Source organism: Enterococcus sp. AZ196 (genome assembly GCF_050498845.1).
GTDB classification, from domain to species: Bacteria; Bacillota; Bacilli; order Lactobacillales; family Enterococcaceae; genus Enterococcus_A; species Enterococcus_A murrayae.
Genome location: NZ_JBIPAM010000001.1, coordinates 3,025,532 through 3,047,536 on the forward strand (window position 1 = coordinate 3,025,532; position 22,005 = coordinate 3,047,536).

Sequence of the window (22,005 nt, forward strand, 5' to 3'; positions counted from 1 at the left end):
TTGTGATACAAGTAACAAATAATTTCGTAATGTTAATTCCATCAATTTAATCGATTAATTTTAAAAGAATCGACTATTTATATTAGTTTATTTTTAAAAAATAACTCTTTTTTAGAAATGAGGTCAACTTTATATATGTGTTTATGTTAGTTAAATTACAGTTATTTTTTTAAATATGGTGTTTTTGTGATGTTTGTTCATGAGTTTGATGGATGGAATATTTGTTGTTAGGATTTAATTAAGGTTCATTTAGTTATATTTGACCTAATTTTAGGTCGCTATAGTTTAATTTTTATAATTTTCTGTTGTTCTGATATTTTAGAGAAGGGGATGAGGATATGCGAAGAACAAGGTTGATAACAGGTGTGATGCTCGTAATGGGGCTATTTTTTAGTTTGCTTCCAATAGATGCGGGAAGTCGAGCTGAAAACTTAGAAACTCAAAGTGAAGTCAAAGTAACGAATGCGAATATTTTGACTTCATCAGGAGAGTCCAACACACCAGATCAACTAGTTAATGAGCTGGATATGATATTAATCGAATTGATGTGGGAGATAGATAATCCAAGCTTAATTGAAGCTGGAGAAATCCGGCAACTGAGACTACCAAAGGAACTAAACTATATCGAACAAAGCGGTAATTTGTCGGATGGAATGGGCAGTTTTCAAGTAACCAATGGGGCTGTCCAGTTTACTTTTTCTCAAAATTATCAATTGGCCTTTGATGAGAGGGTGCCAGACTACAGTTCTGTTAAACAATACCAAGGAAGTTTAACAATTCAAGCAGAAATACCTAAAAAAGGGAACTCAGAGGTATTACTTGATTTTAGCAATCAAATAATACGATCACTATTTATTAATACAAATACTGAAATAGAAAACTCAGTCGAAGCAGGAAATGAGATTGAAGGGGTCACAACTCAAGGTCGTAATCTAAATGATTTGGGCGTTTGGGTAATCCGCAATATGAAAGTGACAGATGAGAATGGAGAGGCATTTTCGGAAGAGAAACCGCCTACTCGAGATGACAACATTAAAATTGATTTTAAGTGGTTGTTGAAAGATGAAGTCGAAATTCAGGTAGGGGATTATTACACCTATCAGCTGCCTGACTATTTTGCTGTGCATCAAACGGTCAACAATGAACCGCTAGAAAACACGACTCCAGGTGGTGAATCTCTGGGAACCTTTGATCTAAGTATTGATGGTCAGTTAACGATCAAATTCAATGACAAGGCAGGCACAGTAAGCAAGCGTGAAGGGACAGTCCACCTTTTTACTCAATTAGATGTCCAACAGCATGTTGAGGAAATCATTACTGAAGAGGAAATCAATGAAGATGGGAGTACAAGTGGAGAAGTAAAGGTCAAAATTGCTAAAGCTGAGATTACAAAAACTGGCTCAATTGGTACTGACAATGTCATCACTTGGGAGATTGTCATTAACGAGAATAGCCGCAAGCTGTCTAACGTCAAAGTGACTGATTATTTGCAGGCGTATCAAAAATTCTTAAGTACTAAATGTGAAGTACCTGATGGCGATGGTGGCTGGAAAGAAGCGGATAGTGGTTTTTATCAATGTATGCATTTTAGACCTGACGGAGAGAAACCTTACTTTGAATTAACTTTTCCTAATTTAGATAAAGAAAAAGAAAAGTTGACACATCCAGTAAAATTCACCGTTCGTTCGAAGATCACAGATACTGTAAGTGTCAATGATTATCAGAATAGTGCAGCGATCTCAGGATCGAATTTTATTGAAAATGGTACATTGGCCACGGTTTCTTTGGTCGATATTCCTAGTTATAAATTCCTGATCGATTCGCAATTTGAAAAAGGAATCCTAGATTGGCGAATCAAAGCGACAATCGAAAATGCAGGCGGGATCATCATAGATCAGATGTATAAAAATGATAGCTGGCCACAAGGAGCACTGCACTATTTAGATAAATCGAAATTAATGATTACTGATGCTAAAGGTAATTCGCTTGATGATCAAGACTGGAAATTTATTGAAGCAGAAGAGAAAACAAAGCAAGACAAGAATGAGGAAGAACAAATCATTCGATTTGGTATCGAATTCGCTAAAGCAGGCACCTACTATCTGAGCTATCAAACAAATGCATTTGAACTACCGTTGCCGACCAACGAAGAAATCCCCAATTACTTGTGGGTCGAAGGTAAAAAATATGATGGCAGCAGCGGTATTGATGACGATGATCTGTTAGGAGTAACTAAATACCATGCTGAAACAGATTATATGAAACGAGAAATAACTTGGTGGACCTCAATCAATAAGAATAAAGTCGTGATGAAAAATGCGGTGATCGAAGATAGGTACAGCAGAGTGGATGGTGGCAATAAAAGTGCTTTGCAGTTGAACGAGGGGACTCTCCACATCTATCCATTAAAAGAGAATCCAGCGAACGATAATGACATTGATAAGTCTCGTGAATTAGAAAGAGGCGAAGACTTCCTATTAGAATCCAAAGGCAAAGATTATAAAGATGGATTTGTGATAAGACTGATCGGAAAGTATGAGAAAACTAGTGAGACGTTGCAAATTCGATATAACACACATTTTTCTATGGAAGAACAAAGTGAAAGTAGTCGTGGAAAAAGTAATTATTTTACTAATTCAGCAATTGTTACTTATGAGAAAGAAAACGGTGAGAAGGGGTATGATTCGGACGAGGCCGAGATGTGGCTCGACATTCAAATGAGCCAAAATGGCTGGAAATATGGTGCTTTTGTAGCTAAGGATGAGAAATATAAAAACCAAGTTAGCCCTTTTGAAGGTGAAGAACCTTCAGAAGATACTGTGTACTGGACAGTGCCGATAAATTCTTGGGGAATGAAGCTAAAAGCTGGAACGATTATTCAAGAAGATATCCATGAAGGACAAACGGATCCGAAGGTTGAAATACACAAAGTGAAATATGATCGGCCAGAATATGGCTTAACAGGATATGGTCCTCAACTTAGGGAAAACCAGGATTATAAGCTTATTTCAAATCAAGATGGCTCTAAAGGATTTGATATTGAGCTTTTGAAAGATATTGATGAGCCGTTTGCCCTTTTTATTAAGGTTAATGCAGATGAAGATATCTTTAAGTATAAAAACAAGGCCTATATGGAGTTTGGGGACGAGAACCTCGAAGTAGAAGCGTTCGTAGAAAAAAGTTATAAGGGGAATTGGTTGACCAAGAACGGCCAACAAGAGATGAATGATAATGAGGCAATGTCGCAGGCGAAGTATGAGTTATTGCTGAATAAAGATAGTCGGACAATCAAAAAGCCAATTATTACCGATACTGTGACAATCAATGAGCAGACTTTTCAACAAGAAAATGGTTTAGCAAAAGTAGAGGCGTACAAAGCAATTAATAAGTCTGGTCAGTATGTGAAAGGTGAAAAAATCGACTTGAATAAGGATGGACGTTCGACAAAGGTTACTAATGACTCGGTAAACGGAACGCAGACATTAACAATTTCTTTAGGCGAGTCTATATCAGCTCCTTATATCATCGAGTACTATACCAATATTGATCCAGCAATTCGAAATGGGACACAGATAACAAATTGTGCAGTACTTTTTGGCTCAGACCAGCAAATCAGTGAAGTAGTCAAAAAGGTGGAGGTAAAGGCTACCCAAGGCTCTGGAACTTCTAGCGGAGTAGATGGGGCACTAAAAATTAGAAAAGTAGATGAAAATGCTGAATTGATTGATGGAATTGCGGAATTCGCGCTTTTCAGAGTAGATGCGGAGGGTAAACTGCATGAATTCTTGCCGAGTATCAAAGTAAAGAAGAATCGGATCGTTCAAGTAGGTGAGGGTGAAATGGTTGATCTTGAAAAAATCGCGAATCTTCGTTACGGGACATATGCAATCCAAGAAACCAAATCACCAGATGGGTATGAGTTAGATGATACTATCCACAAATTTTCGATCGATGATACCACACCGAATCATGAGCATCTACATGAACACAAAAACAATAAAATCAGGCCGTTTGAACTGTCAATCTTGAAAAAAAGCATGATCGGTGAACGGGTCTTAAAAGGAGGCAAGTTTTCGTTAAAAGAAACAGGAGTTAAAGAACCACCACTATTAGCAACAGCAATAACTGACGAAAGTGGAGTTGGTGTTTTCAAGAATACTTCAGGTTCCCCTTATCAACTTACTTTAGGGAAAAAATACAGTGTCAAAGAAACGGAAGCGCCTGACGGCTTTGTTAAGTTAAAAGGAGAATTTATTGTTTCAGTTTCCGAGCGTGGAGAAATCAAGGTGAAGTATGATGGCGAAGACCTTGATGACAAGGATGTACAAGTTGAAAAAGGGGAGGGTGATGAAAACTCTAAAATCCAGTTTACAGCTAGAAATAACCCTCGCACCCCATTGCCGAAAACTGGGGGGGCTGGCGGAGCATTACTTATTACGCTAGGCCTGATCGGCTTGATCATTGGTTTGTGGTACCACTTTCCATTGAAGCAAAAGGAGGGATTATCATGAGAAAACTCATTCGATTGATAACGATGCTCACGATTCTTTTTTCAATATTTTTTGGAATGGGGAGTCGTGTCGGTGCAGAATCGGCAGATACGATAACCTTTACTCTGCACAAACTGGTTTTTCCAGAAAACAAGATGCCTGATCCTACTCTGAATGACGGAGATGAGCGCTTAACAGATTATGACGGCCTGAATGGTGTGACTTTTGATGTGTACGACGTGACATCTGACTTTTATTGTTTATTGAACGAATCAGACGATAAAGAAGCAAAAGAGGTCCAGTCAGAACTGCAAAATATGGATGTTTCCAATCACAAATCGATCGCTCAACAAATTACAGCGACAATCGGGACTGCTGATGGAGTGGCTAATTTTCATTTGCCAAAGATTTCTGACGGGAAGGATGCCGTCTATCTCTTTCGGGAAACTGCTGCACCTAGCGATGTGAAAAGCAAAGCTGTTGATATGATTGTAGCTTTGCCTGTGCTGGATACTGCTGGCGATATATTGGAGGGGCCTATTCATTTATATCCTAAAAATGAGATTGTGACGCCTCAGTTTGAAAAAAGAATTATTGATCAACAGCCCAGCTATCAGTTAGGAGATCAGATCAGATATGAATTGACAACCAAATTGCCATCCAATCTGTCGATGTATAGCAAGTATCTGATTTCTGATCAAGCAGATGAGAGTTTGGTGTTAGACGATCGATCGATCAGAGTCCATTTTTTGGATGAAACTTACAATGGGTATCAATTAGAAACATCAGAGCACGGATTTCGATTGATCTTTGATTTGGCTAAACTAAAACCTTATGTAGGGAAGGAGATAACCATCTCTTATGCCATGGCCCTGAAGAACGCAACGAAGGTCGATCAGGCCATCATTAATCGAGCAAAACTTGAAACTGATTTTGATAAGATCGAAAGAGAAAAGAAAGTAAAAACTAGCGGGAAAAAATTTATTAAGGTTGATGCGATAAATAAGGAACAAACGTTAGAAAAGGCCGTATTTGTAGTTAAAAATTCGAAAGGAGAATATTTGAGAGGAGGTGAAAATGAGTTTCACTGGACTCCGAAGAAAGAAGATACTGAACTAGTCAAATTGACCTCCAATAAGAAGGGGCATTTCGAAATCAAAGGATTGCGTTACGGCAGTTATTCGTTAAAAGAAGTGAGTGCTCCCTCAGGCTACTATCTAAGTGAAAAAGAGATTCCCTTTGACGTGTCAGAGAATAGTTATTCCTTTTCTGAAGGGATTTTACAAGTAATCAATCAGAAGGCCCCGCCAACGAACAAACAGACCTATCCAAGTCCAACTCAAACGAAAAAACAATTTGCCGCTGGGTCACTTGATCAATATCCTAAAATGAATGACACACGAAATGTTTTGTTTGTCTTGATAGGAGTGAGTCTAGTTGTATTAGCTGTCAAGCTTACAATTCAACATAAAATAAAAAGGAGCGAATAATTCAATGAAAGTTAAAATGAATCTTTTTCTTGCACTTGGTTTATTAGTAGTGATTTTTCCCCAATTTCTTTTCGGCACTTCTAAAATGGCAGAAGCCGCTATACCAGAACAAAGAATCGTGATTCACAATCTTAAATATGAAAAATTACCGAGTGAAATCAAAAATACCGGGGATGAAATGACCGATTTTACCGGTGAACCGTTAGCAGGATCAATCTTTACAGCTTATGATGTAACAAGTATTTATTGGCCAGCTTACGAATCGGCTGACGGCGATCACGCAGCAAAGGAAGAAGCCGGAATCGAGGCAGCCAAAAAAGCAGATACATCGACTATGAATGGAACAGCCTTTCCTAGAACAGATAGCGATGGTTTGGCTGAATTATCTTTGCCGATACAATCTGAGAGTCAAAATGCCATCTATTTAATTAAACAGACAACTTTTCCTGCGGGAATAGTACCTGCTAAGTCAGAGCCTTTTGTTGTTGGATTACCTTCCTACGATGAAAGTGGAGAACGCAGAACGAAGGTTCATGTCTATCCCAAAAATGAGATGCCGACAAATGATGTGAAGTTTATCAAATATGGTATTGATTCGGAAGGGAATAAAGATGTTTTAAAAGGCGCGAAATTCATTTTTAAGAAAAAAGACGGCAACTACTATAACTCAGCCACTAATGATTTCGATATATCGGAAGATGATAAAGAAAACGCAGCTGTATTCACTTCTGATGCAGCGGGTATCGTGAAAGCGGACGACTTAACATTATCGCCTGGAGTTTATGAATTTTATGAAATTGAAAGTGAAGTAGCAACAGCAGAAAAGCAAAGTGAAAACCCGGAAAACGATTACAAATTCCATTTTAGAATCAATCCTAAGGTGTCAGTTAATGTATCAGATGATTGGAAAGTGACTAAATATAACTACTTTGATCAAAAACTACAGCCGAAAGAACTCACTGAGCCTTTCAATTCTAAGATAGCCGAAGCGTATAATTTTAAAGTACCAAATGTGAAAAAAGAGGTTGATGATGAGCATGTTCGAAATGGGCAAGAGATCACGTATACCATTTCGAAAAAAATTCCTGAAGATGTTGGGAATTACAATACCTACAAGCTGATTGACAGCTTTGATAAACGATTGGAGCTTTGCTGCAGCGAAGAAAAAATTCTAAAGAGTATCAAAGTTGATGGAGGAGAACCGACAGGACTATCTCCGCAATTTTCTATGGAGCCTGGAACAAATCAATTTAGCATATCCTTTACTCCGAGAAATTTGGCTCAACATGCAACGAAAACCTTGTCCTTTGAGGCGACAATGAAAGTCAAAGCAGGAACTGACCTGAAGGAAATCGATAATGATGTCATTTTCGAAAATTGTTTCCGAGACTCTAAAGATAAACGGCGTGTCCAAACTTATGCAAAACGTTTTGTGAAAGTTGATAGCAATTCAAGTAAAAAATTGAAAGGTGCCGAGTTCGCGATAAAAAATGATGCCGGAGAGTTCATGCGATTGACGAAAGAAAACGATGGGGAGTTCGTTGAATCCGTGACAGGATATGCTAAAAATTACGTTGTTAATTGGGTCGCAGATGAGAAAGATGCGACAAAGCTCATTTCTGATGATGAAGGAAGATTTGGGATATATGGTCTTGGTTCAAATGAAGAGGATTACTATACCTTGATTGAAACCAAGACACCAGATGGCTACGTGAAATTAAAAGATATGCCATTCACAGCAGATGGAGCGGGTGAGGATCAAATCCTGAGAGTAGAAAATAAAGCTAAAGGGATTCTGCCAATGACTGGAGGGATGGGGATCGCCGGACTGATTATTATCGGAATTATTGGATTGGCAAGTGGGATTACCTATTTCAAAAAACGCCATCAATTGACTGGAAATTAAGAAATTTGGTGATTTGATGAAAAAAAGACGTCGCTATTTGTTCATTGATATCCTTATGTTGGTCGTGATGATCGGGGGGTTGGGTGCGCTGCTATATCCGTTTGTTGGTGATGCGTTGAATAATTATTGGAATCAACAGGTCATTAATTATTATCAAGAAAAGTCCAATACTGAGAATCGACAAGCGATCCAACAAGAGCAAGAGCGAATCAAAGAAGAAAATAAGAAAATTGCTAAGATGAGTATTCCTGGCAGCGATCCATTTTCAAAGAGCAAAAAAAAAGCAGCAAAAGTTGAAAAGGATTACTATCAAAAACACACGATTGCGGTTATTCGAATCCCTAAGATCAATATCACATTACCAGTGTTCGATAAAACGGAGGGATCTTTGCTAAAGCGCGGAGCGACCTTGCTAGAAGGAACATCGTATCCCACCGGCGGCAAAGGGACTCATACGGTAATTACCTCACATCGTGGGCTAAAAGAGGCTCGACTATTCAGTGACTTACCCAAACTGAAGAAGGGAAATCACTTTTATCTGGAGTATAAGAATCAGACGCTTGCCTATCAGGTTGATAATATTCAAACAATCGAACCAACAGAAGTCGAGACGTTGAACATTGTTGAAGGTAAAGATTTTGCAACACTGATGACATGCACGCCTTATGGTGTTAATAGTCATCGTTTGTTAGTCAGAGGAACGCGTATACCTTTTAATGATAGGATGAAAAAGGAAATTACCCAAGCTGATCACACCCGTCGTAATAAATATCTGATGATTACAATTTTTAGTCTTTTAATGATTATCGGAATAAGCAGTGTGATTTTTCAAAAAGTTAAAGTCATGAAAACTTATTAAAGCATTTACGATGAATTGACAGTGAAATACATGAAACTTTCTGTTTCTTAATTCGTATAAAAAATTAGAGACAGAAAGTTTTTTTGCTTGCTCGTTTTAATAGAATGAACATTATCATTGAAAAAAAGGCTGGGTAAAATTTTAAAGTAAGAACAGAGAAAATGGTCTGAAACGAAAAAAAAAAGCGTTGTTTAGCAGCAATAAGCAGAGCAATCGCATTCACAAATTCCACGAGAATAAAAAGTTTTTTTGTAAAACTTGTTGACAGCGCTTTCCGTATTTGTTAAGCTAACGTTGAATTAAATAGACCAAGTGATGGATAGTGATTGTTTAAATACAAGCTAAACCTGATGATGTGTACGATTTATTTGTCGTGCCCTCATTGGGTTTTTTTGTTGCTCTAAAACAGGAGGTGTTTAATAAAAAAGAACAAAGTTGTATTTGACAATGATTACAAAGGTATCTATCATTTTAAGTGAACAAAGTCAGTGGATATGATTTTTAGTAGCGAATGTCGCAGAACGGAGGAGCATTGAATGCAGATTCAGAAGATTTTGAATAACAATGTAGTCATCACGACTGATCAAAAAAATAACGAGATTGTCGCGATGGGGCGTGGTCTAGCCTTTCAGAAAAAAATAGGGGACGAGATAGCCGAAGAGGCGATCGACAAAACCTATCACCTTGCGAACAGTGATTTATTCCATAAGTTTCAAGAGTTGTTAGTAGATGTTCCAATCAGCTATGTAGAAATCGCCAATGACATTATTGATGAAGCGAAGGTTACATTAAAAAATCCGTTAAATGACTCACTCTATATCTCGATTACTGACCACTTATATGCAGCAATTCAACGTGTCAAAGAAGGTGTTCGCGTTCGAAATTTATTGTTGTGGGATGTCAAACGTTTATTCCCCGATGAATTTTCAGTGGGTGTAAGTGCTGTAAAGAAAATCAAGGAAGAGTTCAAAATTGATCTAGGTGAAGATGAGGCAGGAAACATTGCTTTGCATTTAGTAAATGCTCAAACAGAAAGTGATAATGAAGATGCCTATATGATGGCAGAATTGATGCAGGAAATCATTCAAATTACCAGCTATTATTTTAAAGTTCAGCTCGACGAAGAATCTGTCTATTTCTATCGTTTCACTACGCATTTACGTTTCTTTGCTTCACGTATCATGAACCGGCGGCAGCTGACAGATGAAACGGATGATGAACTTCTCTTGATTATTCAAAAGAAATATCAGAATGCTTATCAATGTGTGGAAAGAATTGCCGATTTTATTAGTAAGAAATATCATTACGAAATGTCAAATGATGAGAAATTGTATTTAACGATTCATATCGCACGATTAGTACAAAAGGTCAATCAATAAAAATTAACCCAACCCACTTTTCACAGTTATCCCGGGTCGTTGTTTAGTGGAAGGGCATACATTACAAAAGACTAGTTATTTAGGAGGAAAAACAGTGGGTAAATATCATGATTTAGCAGAAAAAATTGTCGCAAATGTAGGCGGCAAAGATAATATTAGAAGCTTAACGCATTGTATTACACGTTTACGATTTAAATTGAAGGATGAAGGCAAAGCCAATGAAGAAGCACTGAAAAATATGGACGGTGTCGTGACTGTCATGAAAAGCGGCGGCCAATTCCAAGTAGTTATTGGCAATCATGTTCCTTTAGTCTATGCGGATGTTTTAGAAGTTGCGGGAATTACTGGTGAAGCGAGTGAAGAGGATGAAGGAGAAAAAGGCAATATCTTCAATCGTTTGATCGATGTCATTTCCAGCTGTTTCCAACCATTCTTGGGTGCCTTGGCTGCCTGCGGAATGCTAAAAGGGTTTAATGCGTTATTTCTATATTTCAAATTGTATGAGGCGGGAAGCGGAACGGATTTATTTCTAACTGCAGCCGGCGATTGTATCTTCTATTTCATGCCAATCGTTATTGGATTAACAGCAGCTCGTAAGTTTAAAGTAAGTGAATTTACAGGTATCGCAATTGGTGCGGCTTTGGTATATCCAACGATCCAAGCTTCTGCTTTAGGCGCGGGCAAGCCGATTATGACATTGTTTGCTAATACGATCTTGGAAAGCCCAGTGTTTATCAAAGTCTTTGGCTTACCGATTATTGCAAACAACTATACGAGTAGTGTAGTACCGATCATCTTAGTTGTCTGGTTTGCAAGTCACGTTCAGAAATTGGCGAAGAAAGTCATTCCTGAGTTGGTTCAAACATTCTTGGTTCCATTGTTTACCATTTTGATTTCAGTATTCTTTGGTTTCTTGATCATTGGTCCGGTAATCACTTTCTTGACCAATATTCTAGGCAGCGGATTCACAGCATTATATGAATTCTCTCCAGTATTAATGAGTGTTGTAGTTGGATTCTTCTGGCAGGCGTTGGTTATTTTCGGTTTACACTGGAGCTTGATTCCATTGGCAATGATCAATCTGTCAACATTAGGCTTTGATACGATTTTAGCTGCTTCATTTGCGGCAAGCTTTGCTCAAACAGCGGTTGTTTTCGCAATGTTCTTCAAACTAAAAGACAAAAAATTAAAAGAGCTATGTATCCCTGCCGTTATCTCCGGAATATTCGGAGTAACAGAACCAGCAATCTACGGCTTGACTTTACCTAAGAAAAAACCTTTCTTGATTTCAATGATCGGTGCGGCAATTGGTGGATTAATCACTGGTCTCTTTGGGGCTAAAAGCTTCATTATGGGTGGTCTAGGTGCCTTTGGTTTTGTCAACCATATCGATACAGCTTCAAATGACATTAGCAGCATGGTGACTCAGTTTATCGCAGTCGGTGTAGCGATGGTCTTCAGTTTCGTAGCGACCATGTTGTTCTGGAAAGACGATGAAGTAACAGAAAAAACAGAAGTTCAAAACGAAATGGGTGTCCGTAAAGAAATCGTGACTTCACCTGTTCAAGGCAGTATGATGCCATTAGAAACAGCAAAAGATCAAGCTTTTGCACAAGGAGCATTAGGTAAAGGTGTAGTAATCCATCCGACAGTTGGCGAAGTAGTTGCACCATTTGATGGAACTGTGATGACAATGTTCCCGACAAAACATGCGGTTGGCTTGATTTCAGATAATGGACTAGAATTATTGATCCACATCGGTTTGGATACGGTTCAATTAGATGGTAAATATTTTGAGGCACATGTGGAGCAGGGGGCAAAAGTAAAACGCGGCGATAAATTAGTCAGCTTTGATATCAAAGCGATCGAAGAAGCCGGTTTCAGTGTGGAGACACCAATTATCGTAACAAATTCAGCAGACTATCTAGATATTATTGAAGCAGACAAGCAAGAAGATGTTTGCAATAGTGATGAACTGTTGACTGTATTAGTTTAATTTCGCAAAAAAAGTTCGGGGCATTTGTCCCGAACTTTAATTTGGTCGAAAGGATTCAGTAAAGTGAATCATTGACTCTGGTGATTCAGCCATGATGGCGGAACTAGTTTTTCGTTTATCGACTAATTCGCTGATCGCGATTAAGTGATTTAGATTTTTTTGATAATCCTCTGCAAAAACACAGCTGTACAAAACATCCAGCAAGTAGCAGATGGAGGAGTTGATCGTGAAGTTGCCGATCTTTGAGTATAAGCGTTCGCGTGTGGTCATCCGCAAGACTGCTTGGCTGACAGAAGCAAGCGAGTTTTCACCAATACTAGTGAGGGCGATGATGGGAATATTTTGCTTTTGCAGGATTTTCGCCAGCTGCATGATAAAACCATTTTCGCCTGTATAAGAGATTAAAATGGCGCAGGTATCTTCATGACTGTTGAAGGCTTCATAAGCATCTTCCCCCATCGTTTGGCTAGTGACGACATTTTTTCGAATGCGGCGCATTTTCAACGCGAAGTCTTGAGAAATGAGTAAATTGGCATTGCTGCCAAAAATTTTGATTTGCTTTGCATTCAATAGAAGCTGTTTGGCTTTTTGCAGATCATCATGATTGAGCAAACTCAATGTGTCTTCAATTGTGGACCGTTCTAATGAAGCCATTTTATTGGCAATGGTCATTAAGCCGTCATTACTTTGGAAAGGGAAGTTGGCATCAACATCCTCAAAGTAGGTTTGCAGATAAGTTTGTTCGGCAAGAAATTCGGTACGCAGCTCAAGCCAGCCCTTATAGCCTAATTTTTTGGCTACTCGGATCAAAGTAGAAGGATGCACGAAGTTGGCTTCGGCGATTTCTTTGATCGTCATGGGTTCGATGGCGGTTCCCTTGTCCAAAATGAATGCTACTAAGGAGCTTTCCGCGCTAGAAAAAGCAGTTTGTTTCATTTTTTCTGATAGTAACATGACGAGCCCTCCTTTTATTTACATTTATTATAGATTATTTGTGAATGATTATGTGCTTGTTTTAGAGATTTCACAAAAAAAATCCACTGATATTTACAAAATAAATCGTTTTCAGTGCTTGTTTTGTAAATGATGATGGAATGACTTGTAAATAGATTGAATAAAGTTTTTACGTGAAAGATAATTAGAATGTAAATAAAACAGAAGGAGTCGATCGAATGTCAGCAGGAGTAAAAATCGCTACAATTGGTGGCGGAAGCAGCTACACACCGGAATTAATGGAAGGGTTCATCAAACGGTATGATGAGCTGCCAATTCGCGAGATATGGTTAGTCGATATTGAAGCAGGTCGTGAGAAATTAGAAATCGTTGGGGCGATGGCTCAGCGGATGTGGGATGCTTCCCCTTATGATGTAAAAGTTCATATGACTTTAGACCGTGAAGAAGCACTGAAAGATGCTGATTTTGTTACGACTCAGTTCCGTGTAGGCTTGTTAGAAGCACGAATCAAAGATGAGCGCATTCCAGCTTATTATGGCATGCTTGGACAAGAAACGAATGGCGCTGGCGGAATGTTCAAGGCTTTCCGTACGGTTCCGATTATTTTAGAAATCGTTGAGGATATGAAGCGTCTATGTCCGGATGCTTGGCTGATCAACTTCGCTAACCCAAGCGGCATGGTGACGGAAGCAGTTGTCCGTTATGGTAAATGGGATAAAGTGATTGGCTTATGTAATGTTCCAGTGATGGCGACAATGATAGAGCCTGAAATGATTGGCAAGAAAGCAGATGAATTGATCTACAAATTTGCTGGCTTGAATCACTTCCACTGGCACAAAGTAGCCGATAATCATGGTAAAGATGTTACGATGGATATCGTTAAGAAAATGTATGAAGGTGATGAGACAGGGATGCCGAAAAATATCCATGACATCCCATTCCCAAGAGAAATTTTGGAACAAATGAAAATGATCCCTTGCGGCTATCATCACTATTATTACCAAGAAGAAGAAACCCTGGCTCATGCGTTAGAAGAGTACAAGACAATTGGTACGCGTGCTCAGCAAGTGAAGCAAACAGAAACAGAATTGTTTGAATTGTACAAAGATCCAAACTTAGATTACAAACCAGAGCAGCTGGAACAACGCGGCGGTGCTTATTACTCTGACGCGGCGTGTGAATCGATCGCTTCAATTTATGCGAATAAAAACACGCAATTGGTTGTTTCGACGAAAAATGATGGTGCAGTACCAGATCTCCCAGCTGATTGTGTTGTTGAGGTCTCTGCCTACATCGGTGGTCAAGGTGCTCGCAATGTGGCCTTTGGTGAATTACCAACAGCAGAACGCGGCTGGCTGCAAGTCATGAAAGCAATGGAATTATTAACCATCGAAGCAGCTGTTACAGGGGATTACAATACAGCGCTGCAAGCATTTACCATTAATCCAATGGTTCGTTCTGGTAAAACAGCCCAACGCATCATGGATGAATTATTTATCGCACATAAAGATTTCTTGCCAAACTTCAAAGAAACGATCGAACGTCTAGAAAAAGAAGGGATCGAAGTACAAGATGAAGTGGCGCGTGAATTAGATTTAGAAAAAGTATAGAAAGCAGGAATGGATAAATGGGATTTAGAAAAGACTTCTTATGGGGCGGCGCAACGGCTGCCAATCAATGTGAAGGCGGTTATAAAGAAGGCGGACGCGGACTAGCAAACGTAGACCTAGCTCCAGTGGGAGAAGATCGCTTTGCAGTTATCGCAGGTAAAAAGAAAATGTTTAATTTTGACGATGAACATTTTTATCCTGCAAAAGAAGCAATCGATATGTACCATCATTGGAAAGAAGATATCGCGTTATTTGCCGAAATGGGCTTTAAAACATATCGACTGTCATTAGCGTGGAGCCGTATCTTCCCGAAAGGCGACGAAAAAGAACCGAATGAAGAAGGTTTGAAATTCTACGAGGATATTTTCAAAGAATGTAAAAAATACGGTATTGAACCTTTAGTGACAATCACTCACTTTGACTGCCCAATGCACTTAGTTGAAAAATATGGTGCATGGCGCAGCCGTGAATTAGTCGGTTTTTACGAAAATCTATGTAACGCAATCTTCAATCGTTACAAAGGATTAGTTAAATATTGGTTGACCTTTAATGAAATCAATATGATTCTTCACGCACCATTCATGGGCGCAGGTCTTTACTTTGAGGAAGGCGAAAATGAAGAGCAGGTCAAATACCAAGCGGCGCATCATGAACTAGTAGCCTCTGCGATTGCAACGAGAATTGCTCATGAAGTGGATCCAGAAAATCAAGTCGGCTGTATGTTAGCGGCAGGTTCTTATTATCCATATACACCAAAACCAGAGGATGTTTGGGAAGGGCGGAAAGAAGAAAGAGAAAACTATTTCTTCATTGATGTACAATCTCGCGGAGAATACCCAGCATATGCTTTGAAGGAAATGGAACGCAAAGGGATCGAAGTGAAGATGGAAGAAGGCGATGCAGAGCTGTTGAAAGCTCACACAGTCGACTTTATCTCATTCTCTTATTACTCTTCTCGTGTAGCAACAACTGATCCTGAGCTGTTGGAGCAAACAGCAGGAAATATCTTTGCCTCTGTGAAGAACCCTTATTTAGATTCAAGTGAGTGGGGTTGGCAAATTGACCCGCTAGGATTGCGTATCACGATGAACGATTTATATGACCGATATCAAAAACCATTGTTTATTGTAGAAAATGGTTTAGGCGCAATTGATACTCCTGATGAAAACGGCTATGTGGAAGATGATTATCGAATCGATTATTTAGCTCAGCATATCCAAGCGATGAGAGATGCGGTTGATCAAGATGGCGTTGACTTATTGGGATACACGACTTGGGGCTGTATCGACCTTGTATCTGCTGGAACAGGCGAAATGAAAAAACGTTATGGCTTCATTTATGTGGATCGTGATAACGAAGGTAACGGAAGCTTGAAGCGCAGCAAGAAAAAATCATTTGATTGGTACAAAAAAGTTATCGAAACAAATGGTGAAGATTTAAGTAATTAATTTAGAGCTGAAACTTGTTTATCTGCAGGTTTCAGCTTTTTTTGTGTTGAGGTACTTAATAGAAAGAGAGGGTGCGGCAGTAACTATTTGGCTGATGTGCTCTCCTTTTTTTGTTATCAGGAACGAATTATTCTAAACGTTTATTTTTTTTAACGTTTTTGAATACCCTTTTCTTTAACAATAAATAAGAAAAAATGCAAAAAAACAGCTATGAAGCGATTTTTTGTTGTAGTAACGGTTCATTTCTGACTTTTAATAACTTACCCAATTTTTTTAATAAAAAGTTTAAAAATTGGATTTCTGCTATTCTAATAGAGCAAAAAAGTGGGTTAGGGAGATAGAGAATGAAAAATGCTGGTTTATGGTTATTTATGTTTGTCCTTTTTTCGATTGCGGCTGAGTTTGCTGCAACGGTTACAGTAGTTCAGGCAGAGGATAAAGGGATTCAATTAATAGAAGAAAAAGAGTTAAAGCTTTCCTATATATATAAGGAAGAAACAGATCAACTGCGTTTGGATTTTGAGCATAAAAGTAAGGAGGTGCAGCAACGATTAAAAATCAGAGTGACCGATGAGAAGGGAGAAGCTGTCGACTGCTCTGAAGCGGCCTTTATGGTCGAGAAGGAGGGCTGGCTGATTGAAGAGAATTTTTCGGCTGGGCGGGCTGGCCAACTGCTGTTTCATGTGACGGATGCTGTTGGCAAGCTGTACGTATATGTTCAAATGGATCGATGGGTTACAGCGGACACGGGAGAAGCAACCATCGAAGAGAACATTTTAGAGCGCACAGAACCCTATATTCTGGCAGCAGGAACTGATGGACAGGAAACAATGACTTCTGATCATACACAGACAAAAGATCATAACAGTCTCTTAAAAGAAGCAATTGTTGGGCCAAAACAGCTGGAGACTGAGCAGACTGGATTATCAGTTAACAAGACGCGTTCAATGTACGAGCCTCTTTATGTGAACAAGGCTCCGCGATACAAAACAGACAGTAAAGGGACTTACCCGGAGTTTGCTTGGCAGCCAGAAGGACAAACCAATGTACTGAATCACCAAGGAGGCGATGAAAATCAAACCGATTGGGATAATGTAGTGCGCTGGGATGTAGCAGCGGATAGTCATGAACACTCATATGTCAAATATGGCGAGGATTCCGCTAACGCTAACATTCAGCTGCGGAAGTATGCACAGCAAACGGCGAAGGAGGATGAATTTAAGATCAAGCTGAATGTTCGAGGCAATACAACCTATAAGCCCGGTGTCGATATACTCTTTTTGCTGGATAATACCGGTTCGATGTCCTCTGGCGGCTCGACTAAAAAAGCGGATAGTGTAAAGGCACTAGGGAAGATTCTTGATGAATTAGAAAAAGTAGCCGATCCCAGTACTGGCGGTATTCGGATTGGCGGACATATCTTTGCCAGCTACGATAAAGCCATTGAGGAGACATGGGGGTGGACCAGAGAGAAAACGCATCATCCATTATCAAGCGATCCGGCTGATTGGCGGAAAATCGAAACCTCGTATAAAGAATTGACCGCTGCCGGAGGGACGTTTACCCAAAGAGGGCTGCAAGAGGCACAGGATATTTTTAATGATCCAGAAACAGACACTGGGAATGAACGGCACAAGCTATTGTTTATTTTGACCGATGGTGCACCGACTTCAAGCTGGATGCCTTTAACCGCGGAAAAAAACGATTCAATCTTTTATGATCCGACTTTAGTCACTAGCTTTGCGAAGGGAATAAAACCAGCCTATTCCTCTGGCCTATCCTTAGGGGCAGAGGGAAATAAAAGTTTGTTTACCAGTCCATTAATGATAGACGGACAAAAAATCACCAGCCATTTGACTACAACAAACTCGACGGCTTATCAATTGAAAAATGACGGAATCGAGATTCACAGTTTGGCAGTAAAAATCACTTCCTCTGGAAAAGATCATTCTGGCCAAGAGCTGCTTCGTGGTTTGTATAAGATGGCAACAAAGAAGGCCAATGTCAGCGAAACGAATGATCAGCAGTCGGACTACTTTTTCTATCATGCCGAGAATTCTTCCGAACTGACGGAATATGTTAAAGCCTGGTATCAGAGAATTATTCGTACGGTTGATATGGGGGAGATCACCGATCCATTAGGAGATAGGGTCGATTTTGTGACGTCTGATGACAAAAAGCCAATCATTACCCAAGTTGATAACGGCGCTCCAAAGATCGAAGCCGCCGATCTGCCGATCCTTTCTACCACCGATAGACAAATAAAAGTAGAAAATGTGAATTTGACTGCCAATCAGGAAATTGAAATAGAATATACGGTAAGTTTAAAAACGAATGAAATCGTATCGAATCAATGGTACCAAACGAATAAGACGACAACGTTAAAACCAACGCCGGAACGAACGACAGATGTGATCGAGTTTGGCAGTCCTTCAGTGAGACTGCAAAAGACTGATTTTGTCATACCTGTGAAAAAAATTTGGGCGGATGATGAGCAAGGGACCGCTGATTATTGGAACTTGAGACCAGAAAAGGTCACAGTAACTTTACAGAAGTGGGACGGCAAAGCTTGGCAGGCCATTGAAGCAAGAGAGTTGAGTACAAGCAATAATTGGCAAGCAAAGTTCTCGGCTGTCAAAGGCAGCGAAGAGAATACCTACCGAGTAGTTGAGGATGTGCGAACAAAAGGGTACAAGGCGCCAACCATCAATCAAGACAGCTTCACCTCTGAGACGATCGCCGCAGAGGGAATTGAGATTACAAATGAGCTGCTTCGAGGGAGCTATTCGTTTAGTAAATATATGGAAGATGGAAAGACGCCGCTAACTGTTGATCTGCCAAAATTTACTATTATGCGCAGCGATGGGAAAGTCCTTGTACAGGAGGTGACGCCAAATAGAGAAGGAAAAGTTCTGCTCAATGATGTACCGATCGGTGTCTATATTGTGGAAGAAGTCTACGTACCAGCTGGGTTTCAAAAAATGACGAATTTTGAGCTTCATGTCACGGAAGATGCGTCTGCAACCGGTCTTGTATTCAAGGTGAATGACAGTATCGAACCGTACATTGCCATGAATACGTTAAAGGATTTCTCGCTGCAAGTGGAAAAAGTCGATTCGTTGAAAAATCCGCTGGAGGGCGCGAGTTTTAAATTAACTGGACCGAATTATGAAGAAACAAAGCAGGCGGGACCTGTATTTACTTTTACGAAGCTGCGCCCAGGAAGCTATACTTTGACAGAAGTTGAAAATCCAGAAGGCTATCAACGCCTTGAAGAGCCGATCCTCTTTGAAATAGCGCTCGATGGCAAAGTGACGATTTTACCGCATAAAGATGTTGTTGGAACAAGTGCAATTACTGAAGAGAGCAACCGTATTGACTTGAAAGTGTCGAATACAAAGGTCAAAGCGGGAGTACTGCCCAGTACAGGAGGAAATGGGATTCGCCTCTTTTATTTAACAGCGATCCTGTTGGTTGCTAGTGGATTTCTGCTGACAAGTTTTTCTCTATATCTTAATAGAGGAAAAAAGTAAAGTTTTGTCAGAATACTAAAAATACTGTTTATAGGAGTTTAAAAGCTGATAAAAAGCTTTTAAACTCTTTTTTTTTGAAGGGATTTAAAATTTTTAATTCAAATCTTTTAATTAGTTTCTGCAATTTGAGTATTTATAAACTTAATGTCTTATAAAGAAAAAGATTTAAATAACTCAAGGATATTAAAAACTTATTATTTAACAGGTTTTAAAGTGTTTACAATAACTACAAATAAAAAATTAACGAAAAAGCGTTTAAAAATAAGATTGGTTATCATATAGATATAAAGAAAAATAGTTAAAAAATTGGGTTTTTCTAACGAGTAAATAATACGAAAGGGCGGTTTTTAATTTTTTAGCAGCAATCTTCTTTCAAAAAATTAAATACATAGGTTTATCAGGGCAAATGATTTGACGTATTCATAAATGGAAGAGAGAGGTTATCCAAAATTTTAAGAAATCAAAAAATGATTCTAAAGAGGCAACGCTTCTTAATAGAAGAAATTCCTCTTATGAATTTGCTATGAGGTGAGGGGCATCTCAGGCAATCGATAAATGAGAGGACGCAGTTGGTAGGAAAAAATTAGTTCGGTGCATTCATTATGTGTTGATACTAATGCTTTTTTTAGCTTATGAAGACAAAACGCTAGTTATCAAAGGGAGTACGAAGGAAAAGGGGATGAGGAAATGGATTTTAGAGAGGTTTTAGGAACAAGCAGTTTGCGACGTCTGCGCTTTGTTGAACTACTCTATGCAAGTCAAGTCGGCTTGCCAAGCGATCAGCTGCTTGAGGAACTAGAGTGTTCATTGCCTATCCTGTTGAAGGACGTCAAGATAATCAATGATGAGCAAAATGACTTCCATATTGAAAAATTCAAAGGGCTTTATCAGGTTCAAGTCAAACCACATGTAAGTATCAATCGGCTGTATGCAGATGTGCTTCAACAATCACCAGAGTTCCAGATCATTGAGGAATTGCTTTATGAGAATTGTTCCAGTATCAGCGATCTGGCTGACAAGCTTTATTTGAGTGCTTCGAACACACAACGGTATTTAAAGAAGATCGAAATGGCTTGTAAAAAGGCTGGTATCAAGTTGGATTACCGCCCATTACGTATCGAAGGAAAAGAAAGTGTCATCCGGCATTTTTACTATCGTTACTTCTTGGAAAAATCCGATCGGTTAGAATCTTTGTTCATTGATATGAAGGATTATCAGATCAAAGCGATCACTGATTTGGTGGATCAATTTATCCAAGTCAACCATTTAGAAAATCGTCATATTTTTAGAAAGCGTCTCAGCTACAACATCTACATCAGCTTGTGGCGTATCAAAAATGGCCGGCATTTCCCAGAAAATGAGCTGATCAGTCCATTAAGTCTGCCAGATGAAGAAACCTTGGAAGCTTTTGAGCGTATGGTATTGGAGGTTTTTAGAGTTCGGCTGACAGAAGATGAGATCAAGGACTGTCTATGGCTGTCTTATGCAGACATGCTGATCTTTAGTGAAGACCAATGGAAATCTGCTATGAAGCAAAGTAGGAGCTATCGCGATCTTTATCAGAAGCATCACGAATTAGTAGAAGAATTTAATCGCTTGATCGGTCGTTCACTTGATGATCTAGAGCGAAGTGAATTGACGATTGTTTTAGTCAATGATCAGCGGATGTATTCACCTAAAGGAAAGTTCATTGACATTTTGTATCGTCAACGAGGGATTTTCTTGGAAAAAATGATGGAGACTCATTTTCAAGCTGTGAAGAAGGTCTTGCAGATTGCTGAAACCTTCGTCAAGAAATATCGAATCTATCAAGAGAATGATTTTGTTTGGAATTACGCCTACCTATTGATCACGATGGTACCGCAAAGCTTGAATCTGCTGGCAACCAACGATCAGCCGCTAAAGATTTTATTACTTTCTGAACTGTCGCCTACAGAAGAAACCTTCTTGGCTGAACAGATCGAAGAACGGATCTACGGCAATTTTAAGATTCATTTTGTCGAAGAACGGTCACGAGACACTCGAATCGATATGCATGAGCTGGCAAAATACGATGCATTGATCACATCCAGCAGTGTGGAAGAGGTCCCATACGATTACCCAACTGTGATCATCGATCCTTTCCTGACTAGTCAAAATATCGTTCAGCTACAGCAGCTGATCAGTGATCTTTCTGGTTGATAAGAGATTTGAGGTTTGAAAAGATTGGAATAAATAAGGATAGATTAGGTGCAAACAGCTCGCAAACGTTAATGTTTGTGGGTTGTTTTTATGGATGGATCGCCTTGTAGTCAAATGATATATATTTTTTTAAGCAAATGAGTATTAGATAATGAAATA

Annotated in this window: 11 protein-coding genes; 10 read left to right on the plus strand and 1 reads right to left on the minus strand. The window is 39.2% G+C overall.

The window, feature by feature from the left end; all coding sequences use genetic code 11:
• Nucleotides 1–338 precede the first annotated feature (338 nt).
• The 6 genes from IGI67_RS14675 (at nucleotide 339) to IGI67_RS14700 (ending at nucleotide 12,120) form a co-directional block, all read left to right on the plus strand.
• Nucleotides 339–4,511: a SpaA isopeptide-forming pilin-related protein gene (locus IGI67_RS14675; RefSeq protein ID WP_429958169.1), complete on the plus strand. Its 4,173-nt coding sequence runs from the start codon at nucleotides 339–341 to the stop codon at nucleotides 4,509–4,511.
• Nucleotides 4,508–5,980 (plus strand): SpaH/EbpB family LPXTG-anchored major pilin, encoded by a 1,473-nt coding sequence (locus IGI67_RS14680; RefSeq protein ID WP_429958170.1) that lies wholly within the window; start codon nucleotides 4,508–4,510, stop codon nucleotides 5,978–5,980. Before IGI67_RS14675 ends, IGI67_RS14680 begins: the two co-directional genes overlap by 4 nt.
• Before the next feature lie 4 nt (nucleotides 5,981–5,984).
• On the plus strand, nucleotides 5,985–7,886 hold the full coding sequence (locus IGI67_RS14685; protein WP_429958171.1) for a SpaH/EbpB family LPXTG-anchored major pilin: 1,902 nt from the start codon (nucleotides 5,985–5,987) through the stop codon (nucleotides 7,884–7,886).
• Nucleotides 7,887–7,902: 16 nt separating this feature from the next.
• Nucleotides 7,903–8,745 carry a class C sortase gene (locus IGI67_RS14690; RefSeq protein WP_429958172.1) on the plus strand — a complete coding sequence of 281 codons (843 nt, stop codon included), beginning with the start codon at nucleotides 7,903–7,905 and terminating at the stop codon, nucleotides 8,743–8,745.
• Nucleotides 8,746–9,281: 536 nt separating this feature from the next.
• Nucleotides 9,282–10,124, plus strand: a complete 843-nt coding sequence (licT, locus tag IGI67_RS14695) for a BglG family transcription antiterminator LicT (RefSeq protein WP_207108010.1) — start codon at nucleotides 9,282–9,284, stop codon at nucleotides 10,122–10,124.
• A gap of 94 nt (nucleotides 10,125–10,218) precedes the next feature.
• Nucleotides 10,219–12,120, plus strand: a complete 1,902-nt coding sequence (locus IGI67_RS14700; protein WP_429958173.1) for a beta-glucoside-specific PTS transporter subunit IIABC — start codon at nucleotides 10,219–10,221, stop codon at nucleotides 12,118–12,120.
• A 36-nt stretch (nucleotides 12,121–12,156) separates the two neighbouring features.
• On the opposite strand, the gene IGI67_RS14705 is transcribed toward IGI67_RS14700, so the two are convergent.
• Nucleotides 12,157–13,074, minus strand: coding sequence for a MurR/RpiR family transcriptional regulator (locus IGI67_RS14705; RefSeq protein WP_207108008.1), 918 nt, complete (start codon nucleotides 13,072–13,074; stop codon nucleotides 12,157–12,159).
• 218 nt (nucleotides 13,075–13,292) lie between these two features.
• On the opposite strand from IGI67_RS14705, the gene IGI67_RS14710 reads away from it, so the two are divergent.
• From IGI67_RS14710 to IGI67_RS14725, 4 genes are all read left to right on the plus strand, one after another.
• Nucleotides 13,293–14,684 carry a 6-phospho-beta-glucosidase gene (locus IGI67_RS14710; RefSeq protein WP_429958174.1) on the plus strand — a complete coding sequence of 464 codons (1,392 nt, stop codon included), beginning with the start codon at nucleotides 13,293–13,295 and terminating at the stop codon, nucleotides 14,682–14,684.
• Between the two features lie 17 nt (nucleotides 14,685–14,701).
• Nucleotides 14,702–16,132 carry a 6-phospho-beta-glucosidase gene (locus tag IGI67_RS14715; RefSeq protein ID WP_207108006.1) on the plus strand — a complete coding sequence of 477 codons (1,431 nt, stop codon included), beginning with the start codon at nucleotides 14,702–14,704 and terminating at the stop codon, nucleotides 16,130–16,132.
• Nucleotides 16,133–16,476: 344 nt separating this feature from the next.
• Nucleotides 16,477–19,665, plus strand: coding sequence for a vWA domain-containing protein (locus tag IGI67_RS14720; RefSeq protein ID WP_429958175.1), 3,189 nt, complete (start codon nucleotides 16,477–16,479; stop codon nucleotides 19,663–19,665).
• Between the two features lie 687 nt (nucleotides 19,666–20,352).
• Nucleotides 20,353–21,846: a helix-turn-helix domain-containing protein gene (locus tag IGI67_RS14725; RefSeq protein WP_207110026.1), complete on the plus strand. Its 1,494-nt coding sequence runs from the start codon at nucleotides 20,353–20,355 to the stop codon at nucleotides 21,844–21,846.
• Nucleotides 21,847–22,005: the final 159 nt, after the last annotated feature.